We start from the raw sequence: 15,261 nt of genomic DNA on the forward strand, positions 1-15,261 counted from the left end.
CGCGCCAAAGTGCTCCCTGGCGGACACCATTGTCCCCGAACGATGAACTGGAAAGCGTTGGAATGCAGACTGTCGAGACGTTGAACGAGGGCCTGAAGCGCGCCTACACGCTCACCATCACTGCCAAGGATATCGACAAGCGCGTCGATGCCGAGGTGAAGCGGGTGGCCCCCCAGGTGCGCATGCCCGGCTTCCGTCCCGGCAAGGTGCCGGCCAATCTGGTCCGCAAGATGCACGGCGAGGCGATCGCCGCCGACGCGCTGAACACGTCGATCCAGGAAGGCATCCAGTCGTTGCTGGCGGAGCACAAGCTGCGCCCGGCAATGGCGCCTTCGGTCGAGCTGGCCGGCGAGTACAAGCCCGGCGGCGACGCCGAGGTGAAGGTGGCGCTGGAAGTGCTGCCCGACGTTCCCGCGCCGTCGATCGACGGACTGAAGCTCGAACGGCTGACCGTTGCGGCGGACGAGGCGGTGATCGACGCGCAGCTGGAACAGCTGGCCAGCCAGCAGAAGCAGTTCACCGACGCCGAGGAAGGCCATGCGGCGGGCGAAGGCGACCTGGTGGTCATGGATTTCGCCGGCACGGTCGACGGCGTCGCCTTTGACGGCGGCACCGGCACCGACATGTCGATCGAGATCGGCTCCGGCCGCCTGATCCCCGGCTTCGAGGAGCAGTTGAAGGGCGCGAAGGTCGGCGACGAGCGGATCGTCAAGGTCACCTTCCCGGCCGATTACGGCGTCGACACGCTGTCGGGCAAGGATGCGGAGTTCGCGGTCAAGGTGACGGCGGTTCGCGTCGCCGGTGAAACCAAGATCGACGACGATTTCGCCAAGTCGCTGGGCCTGTCCGATCTGGAACAGCTGCGCGGCCTGCTCAAGGGGCAGGTGGAGCAGGAACTGAACGGCCTGACCCGCACCCATATGAAGCGCAAGCTTTTGGACCAGCTGGCCGAATCGCATGATTTCGACGTGCCGCCGTCGATGGTCGAGGCCGAATTCAACCAGATCTGGCAGCAGCTGGTGCACGAAGCCGGGCATGAAGCCGACAAGGACAAGGCGCTGGCCGAACTGGAAGCGGAAAAGGACGATTACCGCGCCATCGCCGTGCGCCGGGTCCGGCTGGGCCTGCTCTTGTCCGAAATCGGCCAGGCGAACGGCGTGCAGGTGACCGAGCAGGAAATGAACCGCCTGATCGCGCAGGCAGCGCAGCAGTATAACCCGTCGGACCGCGAAAAGTTCGTGCAGTATATCCGTCAGGAACCGATGGCGGCGGCCCAGCTGCGCGCGCCCCTGTTCGAGGACAAGGTCGTTGATTTCCTGTTCGACAAGGCAGAGATCACCGATCGCGAAGTGACGCGCGAAGAGCTGGAAGCGGCCATCGAGAGCGAGGACGGTGCCGTGCCGCACGTGCATGGGCCGGATTGCGGGCACGACCATGATCATGACGCAAAGCCCGCCGCCAAGAAGAAGACCCCGGCCAAGAAGGCTGCCGCCGCCGAGGCACCCGCTGCCGAAGCGGTGACCGAAGCCGAGCCGGCCCCCAAGAAGAAGGCCGCGCCCAAGAAGAAGGCCGAGGCTGCCCCCGCCGAGGCGAGCGCGGCAGAGGACGCGCCGGCCGAAGCCCCCGCGCCCAAGAAGCGGGCCCCGGCAAAGAAGAAGACCGAAGCCTGATCGATCAAGCCCCCTTCACCGCCGCGGTGGAGGGGGTTTTGATTTGGGGCTACGCGCGGTCGGGAAACTTGGTTAACGGATTGGGAAGGTCGCGCCGACTAAGGTGCCGTCCTGTCGTTTCGGGGCAATGCCCAGCCAGGAGTTCATGATCCTTGTCCGCGCCGCGCATCGCCGTCCTGCTGCCCTGTTACAACGAAGAGGCGGCCATCGCCCAGACCGTCGCCGGGTTCCGTGCGGCGCTGCCCGATGCGGCGATCTATGTCTATGACAACAACTCCCGCGACCGCACGGTCGAGGTTGCGCGGGCGGCGGGCGCCATCGTTCGCACCGAACGGATGCAGGGCAAGGGCAGCGTGGTCCGTCGCATGTTCGCCGATGTCGATGCCGATATCTACATCATGGCCGATGGCGACGCGACCTATGACCCGGATGTGGCACCCGTGATGGTCGACCGGCTGGTCGGCGAACAACTGGACATGATCGTCGGCACGCGGGTGCATGAGGCGGCAGAGGCCTATCGCCGCGGACACGTGACCGGCAACAGGATGATGACCAGCATCTTGGCTCGACTGTTCGGCCGCAGCTTTACCGACATCTTTTCGGGCTACCGCGTCTTTTCCCGCCGGTTCGTCAAAAGCTTTCCGGCGCTGTCCGGCGGGTTTGAGATCGAGACGGAAATCAGCGTCCATGCGCTGGAACTCAAGATGCCGGTCGGCGAGATGGAGACGCGCTATTTCGCCCGGCCCGAGGGTTCGGCGTCGAAACTCAATACCTATGCCGATGGGTTGCGCATCGGCCGGACCATCCTGACGCTGTATCGCATCGAACGGCCGCTGCTCTATTTCGGCGCGATCGCCGGCGTGCTGGCTGCGCTGTCGATCCTGCTGGCCCTGCCGCTGATCGTTACCTTTATCGATACCGGCCTGGTGCCCCGTTTCCCCACCGCGATCCTGGTGACCGGACTGATGATCCTGGCGGCGCTCAACGGCTTTACCGGCCTGATCCTCGACACCGTGGTCAGGGGGCGGCGGGAAGTGCGGCGGCTGGCCTATCTTGCCCATCCCGCACCCGGCGGCTGATCCAGCGCAGCAACCGGACCACCGCATCGGCGGCCAGCATCGCCAGGATGCCGTGGACGAGGTAGCTGTAGCGCTGGATCGGCTGAACCATGGCATAGGGCAGGGCGACGCCGATCAGATACAGGGCAATGGGCGCATAGCCCCGCCTACGCTGCCACAGCCCCGCTGCCAGGCCAACGAGGCCGATGGTGCTGGCAATGCCCATGGCCGTCGCCCGGGCGCTGCGCATCCCCTCCCACCCCGTGAAGTACATTTGCCAGGCGTCGGGAAAGAAGAACTGCCGGAAATGGCGGAGCGACAATGCGGCGAAATCAGCTGGATTGGCCGCGATCCAGTCCCGCGTCTGGCGGCCGAGCATCCGGGCATAGGCGACCTCGCCCCCCGCGCGCGCCAGATCGGCTCTCGCGCCGACGCTCTGATAGGGATGGATCGCCAATAGCCGGTCGGCGAAGACCTGTTCCGGCGCTTGGTCGGACAGGGCGGCGGGATGGTTGCCCATCGCCAGTTCCAGCCCGGCATTGCTGCGCAGCAGGACCGGTTCGCCCATCACTGCAGCGTTGCGCATGGCCCAGGGCGCGACGAGCATCGCCAGCGCCGCGCAGCATGCGAGGGCAAAGCCGACCATCCGCCGGAGGTCGAGCGTGCGGATCGCCCAGATCGCCCAGCACAGATTGATCGCCGCCCCCGCCGGGGGACACAGGAAAAAGGTCAGGGCAGTAAGGACGGCGATCAGCGCCACCCGGCGGATGCCGGGCCGGGCCTGACCCTGAACGGTATTGAGCAGGATCAGGTTGCCCAGCACCAGCACCAGGGTCAGCGCCCCTTCCCAATAGCGGAAATCGACGGTTTCCTGCCGCACGAACACCGGGATCAGGCAGAGTGCAGCCAGGCCCCAGCGTCGCGCCTGTGCCGGTGCCCCCAGTTGACGGAACAGGACGGACAGCAAAACCCATCCGGCCACCATCTGGAGCAGCGACCAGGCCAGCAGGGTCCCGTTGGACGCCGGCGTGTCGATGCCAAGCGTCGCCATGATCGCCCCGGCGACAAACGGGGCGATTGGCGACAGATGGGCAGTGGGACCATAGCCCGCGTAAAAGGCGCCGCCGAACGTACCGGTGCGGGCCAGTTCCAGCGCGACCCGCGTCGCCTCACCCGCCCCGGAAAAGGCAAGCGGCCCCTGTTCGGCCAGGCTCAGCCAGATCAGGCGCAGGACGATGCCCGCCCCGATGACCAGCGCGGGAAACAGCCAGTCCCGCCGTTCGTGCGGGGTGGCGCTCATGCGGTTGCCAATCGGGTGGCGGGCCGGGCCAGGTGTCGCACCAGCCGCACCACCGCATCGGCCGCCAGCATCACCAGGATGCCGTGAATCAGATAAGCGTAGCGCTGCGTCGGCTGAACCACCGCATAGGGCAGGGCGACCGCACCCAGATACAGCGCGATCACCGGATAGCCGCGCCGGCCCCGCCAAAGGCCGATTGCCAGGCCAATGAGGCCGATGCCGCTGACCAACCCCATCATCGCGGCGCGAGGCCCGGCCCAGGTCATTTCGAGCTGCCACGGTTCGGGAAAGAAGAATTGCCGGACATGCCGGGCGCACAGGGTCACGAACCCGGCGGGATGATCGGCGATCCATGCCATCGCCTCTGCCCCCAGCGCGCGCGAATAAGCCGCCTCTCCGCCCATTCGCGCAATCTGGGCGCGGGCGCGCGGGCTGAAATAGGGCTGCACCTCGCGCAGCCGCTCGGCGAACACCTCGCCATGCGGGCGACCCGACAGCGCCTGTGGATGATTGCCGATGGCCAGTTCCAGCCCGGCATTGCTGCGCAACAGCACGGGTTCGCCGATCATCTGCTGGTTGCGGATCGCCCAAGGGAGCACCATCAGCGTCAGCGCCGCCGCGCCCATTGCCGCAAAACCAGCTAGCCGCCGCCAGGACAGGTGCGCCAGTCCCCATGCGCCCCAGCACAGGCCGATGGCCATGCCGGCCGCCGGGCTGACGAACAGCGTGGCGGCGGCCAGGGCGGAGATGGCACCCAGCACCCGCAGGTCGGGATCGCGGGCATCGGCCATCGCGATCACCAGCGTCAGATTGACCAGCACCAGCATCAGCGCCAGCGCGCCGTCCCAGAATCGAAAGACGATCACTTCGTCCCCGATGAACACGGGCATCAGGCACAAGACAGCCATGCCCAGCCGAAGGGCGGTGGCGTCAAGCTGCAGCCGCCGGAACAACAGGACCAGCAGGCACCATCCGGCCGCCGCCTGACCCAGCGACCATGTCAGCAGCGCGACATTGGCGGCGGGGGTATCGACGCCAAGCGCCAGCATGATCCCGGCGGCGATCGACGGGCTGACCGGCGACAGATGCGCCGTCGGGCCATAGCCCGCATGGAACGCATCGCCGAACACGCCCGTCCGCGCCAGCGACAGCGCAACCCGCGTCGCTTCGCCCGCGCCCAGAAACTGCGTCAGCGGAACCCCGAGCACCGCGACCTGCCAGATCAGGCGGAGCGCGATCCCCGCCGCGACCAGCCACAGCAGGAACCGCCAGTCCGTCGACGATGAAGTCGACCGGATCACGTCGCCGCCACCCACCGCAATCGGGCATGGCGGACCAGCCGGACCAGCGCGTCGGCAGCCAACATCACCAGGATCCCGTACACCAGATAGCTGTATCGCTGCACCGGCTGGACCACGGCATAGGGCATGGCGACCGCCGCCAGATAGACGGCGATCATCCAGTAGCCGGACCGCCTTTGCCACAAGGCGATTGCCAGACCGGCGAGGCCGACGGCGCTGACCAGGCCCATGAACGCAGCGCGCGGCCCGGCCATGCTGAACATCAGCTGCCAGGGTTCCGGAAAGAAGAACTGGCGCAGGTGGCGCAGGAACAGCCGGGCGAAATCGGCGGGGTTGGCAGCGATCCAGCCCCGCGCCTCCGCCCCCAGCGCACGGGCATAGGCCACTTCGCCACCCGCCTGTTGCAGCGCCCTTTGCCCGGCCTTCCCGAAATAGGGCTGAACGGCGCGCAGCCGGTCGAAATACACCTCGCCATTGGGCCGATCGGACAATGCGCCCGGATGATTGCCGATCGCCAGTTCAAGCCCAGCATTGCTGCGCAACAGCACCGGTTCGCCCAGCTCGGCGGCATTGCGCATTGCCCAGGGTGCCACCATCAGCGCCAGTGCGGCAGCGCTGACCGCGCCGAACCCGATGATTCGCGACCATGCCAGGCGGCGCACGGCCCATATCGCCCAGCACAGAACGACGGCCATGCCGGCGGGCGGCGACAGGAAGAACGTGACGGCACACAAGGTGCCGATCCCCGCCAGCCGGGCGTTGCCGACGGACGCGGCTCGTTCGGCATCGATCAGCAGGATCAGGTTGAGGATGACCAGGTCAAGGGCCAGCGCCCCTTCCCAGAAACGAAACACGATGATCTCGTCCGCCGCGAATACGGGCATCAGGCTGAGTGCCGCCAACCCCCAGTGCATCGCGGTCTCGTCCGCGCCCAGCCGCCGGAACAGCGCGATCAGCAACAGCCAGCCGGCGATCACCTGAACCAGCGACCAGACCATCAGGGTCAGGTTGGCTGCCGGGCTGTCCACCCCCAGCAGCATCATGACCCCTGCGGCTATGGCGGGGCTGATCGGCGTCAGATGCGCGGTCGGGCCGTGCCCGGTAAAGAATGCGTCGCCGAACACGCCGTTGGTCGCTAGGCTGATCGCCGCCCGTGCCGCTTCGCCCGCGCCGATGAAACTCAGCACGCTGCCATGCGACGCGCTGAACAACAGGATGCGCAGGGCAATCCCGGCCACGATCAAAAGGGCGATGAACGGCCAGTCGAACGGCGGGCGGATGTGCTTGCGCATGGCCGTGCCCTAGCGCGGCAGCGGTTGCGATATGGTTGACGAAAGCTTGCCCCCTTGCGCTCCACGCGGGCAGGGCCGATGTAGATGCCCTAATCACCTGAGCGGGATGTTATGCACAACAGCTTCGACCCCATGAATGCCCTTGTTCCCATCGTCATCGAACAGTCCAGCCGCGGCGAGCGCAGTTTCGATATCTTCTCGCGGCTGCTCCGCGAACGGATCGTGTTCGTGAACGGGCCGGTCGAGGATGGCATGGCCTCGCTGATCGTCGCCCAGCTGCTGTTCCTGGAATCGGAAAATCCCAAAAAGGATATCTGGCTCTATATCAATTCGCCGGGCGGCGTCGTCACCGCCGGCATGGCGATCCACGACACGATGCATTACATCCGGCCGCGGGTCGGCACGGTTTGCATCGGCCAGGCCGCGTCGATGGGCAGCTTTCTGCTGGCCAGCGGCGAACCGGGGATGCGCGTTGCGCTGACCAATGCGCGGATCATGGTTCACCAGCCGTCGGGCGGCGCCCAGGGCATGGCCTCCGACATCGAGATCCAGGCCAAGGAAATCCTGCGCATCCGCCGCCGGATGAACGATCTGTACGCAAAATATACCGGCAAGCCGCTGGAAGAGATCGAGCGCGCGATGGACCGCGACACGTTCCTGGAGGCCGACGAGGCCAAGGCGTTCGGCCTGGTCGACCAGGTGTATGACAAGCGGCCCCAGCCGGCCGAAGAGGGTAGCGGAACGTCGGCATAAGCCGTGTCGGCGCAGGGCGATGAATCCTGCCGCTGGAAATAGTCGATTGCCCCAGTGCCCCGCGGGTGTAGGATGGCGGGTGGACATGCGCGCGCAAAAGCGCGCCAAGGATGGAAGTTATGGTGGACAAGGTTAAGGGCGGCGACGCCAAAAGCACGCTCTATTGCTCGTTCTGCGGCAAGAGCCAGCACGAGGTGCGCAAGCTGATTGCTGGCCCCACCGTGTTCATCTGCGACGAGTGCGTCGAATTGTGCAACGACATCATCCGCGAGGAAACCAAGTCGGCGCTGATTTCCAAGAAGGACGGCGGCGTCCCGTCGCCGCAGGAAATCTGCGATGTGCTGGACGATTACGTCATCGGCCAGAAGCGGGCGAAGCGCGTGCTGTCGGTCGCGGTGCACAACCACTACAAGCGGCTGAACCATGGGCAGAAGGGCGCGGACGTCGAACTGTCCAAGTCGAACATCCTGCTGGTCGGGCCGACCGGTTGCGGCAAGACGCTGCTGGCGCAGACGCTGGCCCGCATCCTCGACGTGCCCTTCACCATGGCGGATGCGACCACGCTGACCGAGGCGGGCTATGTCGGCGAGGATGTGGAGAACATCATCCTCAAGCTGCTTCAGGCGTCGGATTACAATGTCGAGCGGGCGCAGCGCGGCATCGTCTATATCGACGAGATCGACAAGATCAGCCGCAAGGCGGAGAATCCGTCGATCACCCGCGACGTTTCGGGCGAAGGCGTGCAGCAGGCGCTGCTCAAGCTGATGGAAGGCACCACCGCCAGCGTGCCGCCCCAGGGCGGGCGCAAGCATCCGCAGCAGGAGTTCCTGCAGGTCGATACGACGAACATCCTATTCATCTGTGGCGGCGCGTTCAGTGGCCTTGAAAAGATCATCGGCGACCGGTTGCAGGGCAAGTCGATCGGGTTTGGTGCCTATGTCGCCGCTCCCGAAGAGCGCCGCACCGGCGAGGTGTTGCGTCAGACCGAGCCGGAGGATCTGCTGAAGTTCGGCCTGATCCCCGAATTTGTCGGGCGTCTGCCGGTCATCGCGACGCTTGAGGATCTGGACACCGACGCGCTGGTCAAGATCCTGACCGAGCCGAAGAACGCGCTGGTCAAGCAATATCAGAAGCTGTTCGACATGGAAGGCGTGGAACTGGGGTTCCAGGACGACGCACTGGTCGCCATCGCCAAGCGCGCGATCGAACGCAAGACGGGTGCGCGCGGGCTTCGTTCGATCCTGGAAGGCATTCTGCTCGACACCATGTTCGACCTGCCGTCGATGGACGGGGTGGATCAGGTCGTCGTTGACAAGGATGTGGTCGAGGGGCGCAAGGAGCCGGTGCGCGTGTACAGCGACAAGAAAAAGGCCGGCGACGCCGCCTGATCGCGTTGAGGCAAAACGGATGAAGGGGGGCAGGCCGACGGGTCTTGCCCCCTTTTTCCTGCGCGGTCGCAATCCGCCCCCCGCAACGGCTGGTCGCGTTAACCCTTTCGATCAAGGATCCGGTCATCCGCCTGGGTGATAGGCCTGTTCCTGCGCCGTGTCCGGTAACGGCCGCGGGAAAGGGCGTTCCTGTAATGCGTTTCTATCGTGCCACGCGTTTCCTGTTTCCATCCAGCGTCAGGCTGAGGCTGTTCGCGATCTGCTTCATCAGCACGCACCTGCCGCTGATGTCGCTGATCCTGTGGGAGGTATGGCGCGGGGTCATCGGATGGCCCGAGACGCTGATCGTGCTGGCGGCGACGCTGGCGGGGACGGCGCTGGCGCTGACGGCGATCCACGCGCTGCTGATGCCGGTTCAGGCGAGTGCCGAGGCGCTGGGCAGACTGAGCGATGGGCGGGTGCCGGCTCTCGATGAAATGGACAGCCGCGACCTGATGGGTGCGCTGATCGCCAGCGTGAACCGGGCGGCGTCCAGCGCGGGCGAACGGATGCGCCAGCTGGACGAAGCGGCCAATCACGACCAGCTGACCGGCCTGATAAACCGGCGCGGCTTTGACAGCGTGCTCGACTCAATCGGCGATCGCCGACCTGTCGGGACACTGGTGCTGATCGACATCGATCGGTTCAAATCGATCAACGACCAGCATGGGCACCATGCCGGCGACGACGTGCTTCGGCTGTTCGCGCATCGGTTGATCGGCGGCCTGCGGCGCGGCGACATGATCGCGCGCTGGGGCGGGGAGGAGTTCGTGCTGTTCCTGCCCATGACTGCACCCGGGGACGCGCGGGCGATCATCGACCGGCTGGCCAAGGCGTGCCGGCTGGAACCGATCGCATCGATCGGCCACTGTGCCGTCACCTTTTCGGCCGGTCTTTCGGTCTGGCCGGAAAACGAGCCGCTCCATACCGCGCTGTTGCGGGCGGATACCGCGCTCTATGCCGCCAAGCGGGCCGGGCGCGACTGCATCCGCGAGGCGACGCATGGCGAGGTGGAGATCGCCGCCGGATAAGCGCGGTCATTGCATTCAGGGAACGATCGGCTGGCTGACGCGCTCTTGTGGGATATCCCGCAACACAGGAGTCCTGCCTGCCGATGACCGATGGCCACGCCCCGTCCCGATCCGCTTTCTTCGCCGATGTGCGGCGGTGGGTGCCGCTATGGTCCCTCGCCTTTCCATTGATCGGCATTGTCCTGATCCTGACCGGCGTCGCGAAAATCGGCCTGTTCGGCATCGTTGCGGCCGCGATCGTCCTGGGCGGGATCGTGATTGCGGCCGTCCATCATGCCGAAGTGGTGGCGCACCGGGTGGGCGAGCCGTTCGGGACGCTGGTGCTCGCAGTGTCGGTCACGGTGATCGAGGTATCGCTGATCGTGTCGCTGATGCTGTCCGACAATGGCGACGCATCGACGCTGGCGCGCGATACGGTGATGGCGGCGATCATGATCATCCTGAACGGCATCGTCGGCATCTGTCTGCTGGTCGGCGGGCTGCGCCACCATGAACAGCGGTTCGCCCTGCGCGGGGTCAGCGCCGCATTGTGCGTGCTGGCCGCGCTGGCAGTGCTGACGCTGGTGTTGCCCAACTATACCTCGACGCTCAGCGGCCCCTATTATTCAGGATCGCAGATGGTCTTTGCCGCTGTGGCCTCGCTTGTCCTGTACGGGACATTCGTGCTGGTCCAGACGGTGCGCCACCGCGATTACTTCTTGCCCGACGTGCCCGGCGACGTGCCGCGCGACGTTCATGCCGAACGCCCGACGGTGCAGAGTGCCGGGATTGCCTTTGCCATTCTGCTGATCGCGCTGGTGGGGGTGGTACTGCTTGCCAAGGATCTGGCTCCTGCGCTCGAAACGGGGATCGAAGCCATGGGCCTGCCGCTGGCGCTGGTCGGCGTGGCGATCGCCGGGCTGGTGCTGGCACCCGAAAGCCTGGCGGCGATGCGGGCGGCGCGACGCAACCGGCTGCAAACCAGCCTGAACCTGGCGCTCGGGTCGGCGCTTGCCACGATCGGCCTGACCATTCCCGTGGTCGTCATCGCCGCGCTTCTGCTCGACATTCCGCTGGCGCTGGGGATCGAGCCGAAACACGTGGTGCTGCTGGGTCTGTCGCTGATCGTTGCGGTGCTGTCGCTGGGCAACGGGCGCACCACCGTGTTGCAGGGGGTGGTGCACCTGATCCTGTTTGCAGCCTATCTGTTCACGATCATCGTTCCCTGAGGGTAGCGGCGGCCTGCAACCGGTCGATGGCGGGCGACTGGCGCAGGATGCGGGCGGCCGGATCGATCACGATATGCGCGCCCGCTGGTGCCGCGACGAAGCCGGAGCCGTCCGTCATCGCCACGCGCTGGACCACGCCGTCGACCTGCACCTCGACCGGCAGGGGAAAGGGGCGTCCGCCCGGCACCTGCCAGCGGAGCGACAGCCCGGTCGGGCTACGGGTTTCGATCAGGCGGGGCAGGCCGGCCTGGCGCAGATAGATGTCGAAGAACCAGTCCAGTTTCTGCCCCGACGCCGTTTCCATCAGCCGTTCGAATTCTGCGGTCGTCGCAAATCGGGGCGCGAAATTGCCTGGCCGGGGGTCGGGGCGGCCATAGACCAGCCGGCGGGTGGCGTCGAAAAATGCCGTGTCCCCAATCAGGTTGCGCAGCGTGTGCAACACCCAGCTGCCCTTGAAATATATGTCTGCGGCGGGCCCGCCCTGGCTGGCCTCGTACACCTGTTCAGCGGTGCGGCTGAAACCCGATACCATCGGTGCGGCATTGGTGATCCGCAATCGCTGCTCTGCCATCATCACGGCATAGCGGGCCTCACCCTCACGCCAGCGCCCGTAAAGCGGCTGCATATACTGGCCATAGCCTTCGTGCAGCCAGAAATCGTCCCAGTCCGCCGCCGTCATCTGGTTGCCGAACCATTCGTGGCTCAGCTCATGGTGGAACAGCCAGTCAAAGCCCTCCGCCGACGGCTTGTAGTCGTTGCCATATCCGTTAATGGTCTGATGTTCCATGCCCAGATACGGTGTCTGCGCCACCCCCAGCTTTTCCGAGCCAAAGGGAAACGGACCGATCAGGGTTTCGAAGAAATCCAGCGTGGGCGCGAATTCGGCGAACAGGCCCTTGGCCTCCCGCTCCCGGCCCAGATGCCAGTAATGCATCGGTATGCGGTTGCCGAAGCGGCTGGCATAATCGTCCTTCAGTTCCTGATAGGCGCCGATGTTCAGCGCGATCAGATACGGATTGATCGGTCCCGACCGCCAGTGAAAGGTCCGCGATCCGCCGCGCGCCTCGGTCACGCCCAACGCCCGGCCGTTGGACACGGCGACCAGCGGCGCCGGGACGGTGACGTACAGGTCGGCCGCCGCCACCTCGCCCGACGGATGATCGATGCACGGCCAGATCAGGTCGCACCCATAGCCCTGCGCAGTGGTTGCCACCCAGGGCTGGCCGTCCGGCGACCGCGCCCAGACCCAGCCATCGTCCCAGGGCGGATTGGCGGCGACATGGGGCGTGCCGGCATAGGCGATATGGGCCTTGACCGTCTGGCCCGTCGCGGTCCGGGCGGGCAGGTCGATCGCCAGCCGTCCGTCGGGATTGCGCCAGCGGCCAGCCTCAAGTTCCATCCCGTCGATCCGCACTGTGCTGACGACAAGATTGGTATCGAGATCCAGTACCAGTCGATTGACCGGCCGGACCGTCTCCAGCGTCAGTTCGGCAACCCCGCTCATCGCCCTTGCCTCAGGCGTGACGGCGATGCCGAGGTTCAGGTGGCGCAGCCGCAACGCGGCCTGATCGGCCGGTTGTTCGCCACCGGATCGCATCGTCTGCGCGGTCAGTGCCGGCTGGCCCGGCGTGCCTTCCCCGGCGGTGCCTGCCGCAATCAGCATCAGCGCGACCGGCAGCATCAGGACGCGGGGAAGCGGGCTGGCGGGGCGAGGGGCCATCGGACGATTGATGGAATCTTTGCCTTCCCCATATAAGACGGGTGAAACGTCCCCCATGGGGATGAACGGAGTTTGCATGAAGTCTTCTTATCCTGTCCTGCCGCTGCGCGACATTGTCGTTTTCCCCCATATGATCGTGCCGCTGTTCGTTGGGCGCGACAAGTCGGTCGCCGCGCTGGAAGCGGCGATGGCCGATGACAAATCGATCTTTCTGGTGGCCCAGCTGGACCCGGCGGAGGACGATCCGGCGCGCGACGACCTGTATGATCTGGGCGTGACGGCCGAGGTGCTGCAGATGCTGAAGCTGCCGGATGGCACGGTCCGCGTGCTGGTGGCCGGACGCGATCGCGCGCGGCTCGAAAGCCTGAACGAACAGGACGGCGTCCTGACGGCGACGGTCAGCGCGGTCGAAGAGGCGGAGGCCGACGGCACCGAGGTCCAGGCGCTGATGCGATCCGTCGTCGATCAGTTCGAAAACTATGCCAAGCTCAATCGCAAGCTGCCGAGCGAGACGGCGGTGCAGGTCGCCGAACTGACTGAGGCGTCGCGGCTGGCCGATGCCATCGCCGCCAACATCGCGGTCAAGGTGGCCGACAAGCAGGCCCTGCTGGTCGAAACCGACCCGCAGAAGCGGCTGGAAATGGTGTTCGCCTTCATGGAGGGCGAGCTTGGCGTGCTGCAGGTGGAGAAGAAGATCCGCAGCCGCGTGAAGCGCCAGATGGAGAAGACCCAGCGCGAATATTATCTGAATGAACAGCTGAAGGCGATCCAGCGCGAGTTGGGCAACGAGGGCGACGAAGGCGAGGGCGACGAGATCGCCGAGCTGACGCAAAAGATCGCCACGCTGAAATTGTCCAAGGAAGCGCGGGCCAAGGCGCAGGGCGAGCTCAAGAAGCTGAAGACCATGGCGCCGATGAGCGCCGAGGCGACGGTGGTGCGCAATTACCTGGACGTGCTGCTGGGCCTGCCCTGGGGCAAGAAGTCGAAGCTGAAACGCGACATCGCCGAGGCGCAGAACGTCCTGGACCAGGATCATTATGCGCTGGAAAAGGTGAAGGACCGGATCGTCGAATATCTGGCGGTGCAGGCGCGGACCAACAAGCTGAAGGGGCCGATCCTGTGCCTGGTCGGCCCGCCGGGCGTCGGCAAGACCAGTCTGGGCAAGAGCATCGCGAAGGCAACGGGCCGCGAATTCATCCGCCAGTCGCTGGGCGGCGTGCGCGACGAGGCCGAGATCCGCGGCCACCGGCGCACCTATATCGGGTCGCTGCCCGGCAAGATCGTGTCCAACCTGAAAAAGGCGGGGACCATCAATCCGCTGTTCCTGCTCGACGAGATCGACAAGCTGGGCCAGGATTTCCGGGGCGATCCCGCATCGGCCCTGCTCGAGGTGCTCGACCCCGAACAGAATGGCAAGTTCAACGACCATTATCTGGAAATCGACATCGACCTGTCGGACGTGATGTTCGTCTGCACGGCCAATTCGCTCAACCTGCCCCAGCCGCTGCTCGACCGTATGGAGATCATCCGGCTGGAGGGTTATACCGAGGACGAGAAGGTCGAGATCGCTGAACGCCACCTGATTGCCAAGCAGGTCGAGGCGCATGGGCTGAAGCCGGGCGAATTCACGCTGACCCAGGACGGGCTGCGCGACCTGATCCGCTATTATACCCGCGAGGCCGGGGTGCGGACGCTGGAGCGCGAGATCGCCAAGCTGGCGCGCAAGGCGTTGCGCCGCATTCTCGAGGGCAAGGCAGAGGCGGTGACGGTGACCCCGGACACGTTGGCCGAGTTTGCGGGCGTTCGGAAATATCGCCACGGCGTCGGTGAGGAGGAAAACCAGATCGGTGCCGTCACCGGCCTGGCCTGGACCGAGGTGGGCGGCGAGCTGCTGACCATCGAGGCGGTCACCGTCACTGGCAAGGGTGCGATCCGCACCACTGGCAAGCTGGGCGACGTGATGAAGGAAAGCGTCGAGGCCGCCTTCAGCTTCGTCAAGGCGCGCGCCCCGGCATTCGGCATCAAGCCCAGCCTGTTCGCGCGCAAGGACATCCATGTCCACCTGCCCGAAGGCGCGGTGCCAAAGGATGGGCCGTCGGCGGGCATCGGCCTTGTCACCGCGATCATCTCGACGCTGACCGGCAATGCCGTGCGGCGCGAGGTCGCCATGACGGGCGAGGTGACGCTGCGCGGGCGGGTGCTGCCGATCGGCGGGCTGAAGGAAAAGCTGCTGGCGGCACTGCGCGGCGGCATCACCACCGTGCTGATCCCGCAGGACAATGAAAAGGACCTGGTCGAAATCCCGGCAAATATCCTGAACGGGCTGGAGATCGTGCCGGTGCGCCATGTCGATGAAGTGCTGGCGCGGGCCCTGGTCAATCCGCTTTCGCCCATCGACTGGACCGATGCGGACGAGCTGGCCGTTCAGCCGCCACCGGGCATTTCAACCGCTGGTGATGCACTGCACCATTGAAATTGGCCCAAAAAAGCGGCGAACGGCG

11 protein-coding genes are annotated in these 15,261 nt (G+C 65.7%); 7 read left to right on the plus strand and 4 right to left on the minus strand.

The window, feature by feature from the left end:
* Positions 1-62 precede the first annotated feature (62 nt).
* Together tig and ACPVPU_RS05085 are read left to right on the plus strand one after the other, a co-directional pair.
* Positions 63-1,670: a trigger factor gene (gene tig / locus ACPVPU_RS05080; RefSeq protein WP_448659888.1), complete on the plus strand. Its 1,608-nt coding sequence runs from the start codon at positions 63-65 to the stop codon at positions 1,668-1,670.
* Between the two features lie 152 nt (positions 1,671-1,822).
* Complete coding sequence (locus ACPVPU_RS05085; RefSeq protein WP_448659889.1) at positions 1,823-2,749, plus strand: glycosyltransferase family 2 protein; 927 nt, start codon at positions 1,823-1,825, stop codon at positions 2,747-2,749.
* Here the strand turns inward: ACPVPU_RS05085 and ACPVPU_RS05090 are convergent.
* Genes ACPVPU_RS05090 through ACPVPU_RS05100 form a run of 3 tightly spaced genes read right to left on the minus strand, consistent with a single transcriptional unit; the run spans position 2,688 to position 6,621 of the window.
* Positions 2,688-4,028 carry a hypothetical protein gene (locus tag ACPVPU_RS05090; protein WP_448659890.1) on the minus strand — a complete coding sequence of 447 codons (1,341 nt, stop codon included), beginning with the start codon at positions 4,026-4,028 and terminating at the stop codon, positions 2,688-2,690. The genes ACPVPU_RS05085 and ACPVPU_RS05090 overlap by 62 nt on opposite strands.
* Positions 4,025-5,329, minus strand: coding sequence for a hypothetical protein (locus ACPVPU_RS05095; RefSeq protein ID WP_448659891.1), 1,305 nt, complete (start codon positions 5,327-5,329; stop codon positions 4,025-4,027). The genes ACPVPU_RS05090 and ACPVPU_RS05095 overlap by 4 nt, the downstream gene beginning before the upstream one ends.
* Positions 5,326-6,621 (minus strand): hypothetical protein, encoded by a 1,296-nt coding sequence (locus ACPVPU_RS05100; protein WP_448659892.1) that lies wholly within the window; start codon positions 6,619-6,621, stop codon positions 5,326-5,328. The genes ACPVPU_RS05095 and ACPVPU_RS05100 overlap by 4 nt, the downstream gene beginning before the upstream one ends.
* Before the next feature lie 132 nt (positions 6,622-6,753).
* Here ACPVPU_RS05100 and ACPVPU_RS05105 point away from each other — a divergent pair, with 132 nt between their 5' ends.
* The 4 genes from ACPVPU_RS05105 to ACPVPU_RS05120 all read left to right on the plus strand — a co-directional run bounded on the left by ACPVPU_RS05105 (position 6,754) and on the right by ACPVPU_RS05120 (position 11,040).
* A complete protein-coding gene (locus ACPVPU_RS05105; protein WP_448659893.1) occupies positions 6,754-7,374 on the plus strand; it encodes an ATP-dependent Clp protease proteolytic subunit in 621 nt (206 codons plus the stop codon).
* Positions 7,375-7,496: 122 nt separating this feature from the next.
* Positions 7,497-8,762, plus strand: a complete 1,266-nt coding sequence (clpX, locus tag ACPVPU_RS05110; RefSeq protein WP_448660421.1) for an ATP-dependent Clp protease ATP-binding subunit ClpX — start codon at positions 7,497-7,499, stop codon at positions 8,760-8,762.
* A gap of 194 nt (positions 8,763-8,956) precedes the next feature.
* Positions 8,957-9,832 carry a GGDEF domain-containing protein gene (locus tag ACPVPU_RS05115; protein ID WP_448659894.1) on the plus strand — a complete coding sequence of 292 codons (876 nt, stop codon included), beginning with the start codon at positions 8,957-8,959 and terminating at the stop codon, positions 9,830-9,832.
* Between the two features lie 83 nt (positions 9,833-9,915).
* Positions 9,916-11,040, plus strand: a complete 1,125-nt coding sequence (locus ACPVPU_RS05120; RefSeq protein ID WP_448659895.1) for a calcium:proton antiporter — start codon at positions 9,916-9,918, stop codon at positions 11,038-11,040.
* Here ACPVPU_RS05120 and ACPVPU_RS05125 read toward each other — a convergent pair.
* The gene (locus ACPVPU_RS05125; RefSeq protein ID WP_448659896.1) at positions 11,027-12,760 is read right to left on the minus strand and encodes a M1 family metallopeptidase; all 1,734 of its coding nucleotides are present in this window, start codon (positions 12,758-12,760) and stop codon (positions 11,027-11,029) included. The two genes, ACPVPU_RS05120 and ACPVPU_RS05125, sit on opposite strands and share 14 nt — an antisense overlap.
* Before the next feature lie 76 nt (positions 12,761-12,836).
* Between ACPVPU_RS05125 and lon the strand changes: the two genes are divergently transcribed.
* Positions 12,837-15,233 carry an endopeptidase La gene (gene lon, locus ACPVPU_RS05130; protein ID WP_448659897.1) on the plus strand — a complete coding sequence of 799 codons (2,397 nt, stop codon included), beginning with the start codon at positions 12,837-12,839 and terminating at the stop codon, positions 15,231-15,233.
* Positions 15,234-15,261: the final 28 nt, after the last annotated feature.

The sequence above is a fragment of the Sphingomonas paludis genome (assembly GCF_053502515.1).

Bases quoted from the DNA above. Each gene is read 5' to 3' on its own strand.
- tig (WP_448659888.1), top strand. From the start codon at position 63: ATGCAGACTGTCGAGACGTTGAACGAGGGCCTGAAGCGCGCCTACACG.
- ACPVPU_RS05090 (WP_448659890.1), bottom strand. From the start codon at position 4,028: ATGAGCGCCACCCCGCACGAACGGCGGGACTGGCTGTTTCCCGCGCTG.
- ACPVPU_RS05100 (WP_448659892.1), bottom strand. From the start codon at position 6,621: ATGCGCAAGCACATCCGCCCGCCGTTCGACTGGCCGTTCATCGCCCTT.
- ACPVPU_RS05105 (WP_448659893.1), top strand. From the start codon at position 6,754: ATGAATGCCCTTGTTCCCATCGTCATCGAACAGTCCAGCCGCGGCGAG.
- ACPVPU_RS05115 (WP_448659894.1), top strand. From the start codon at position 8,957: ATGCGTTTCTATCGTGCCACGCGTTTCCTGTTTCCATCCAGCGTCAGG.
- ACPVPU_RS05120 (WP_448659895.1), top strand. From the start codon at position 9,916: ATGACCGATGGCCACGCCCCGTCCCGATCCGCTTTCTTCGCCGATGTG.
- ACPVPU_RS05125 (WP_448659896.1), bottom strand. From the start codon at position 12,760: ATGGCCCCTCGCCCCGCCAGCCCGCTTCCCCGCGTCCTGATGCTGCCG.
- lon (WP_448659897.1), top strand. From the start codon at position 12,837: ATGAAGTCTTCTTATCCTGTCCTGCCGCTGCGCGACATTGTCGTTTTC.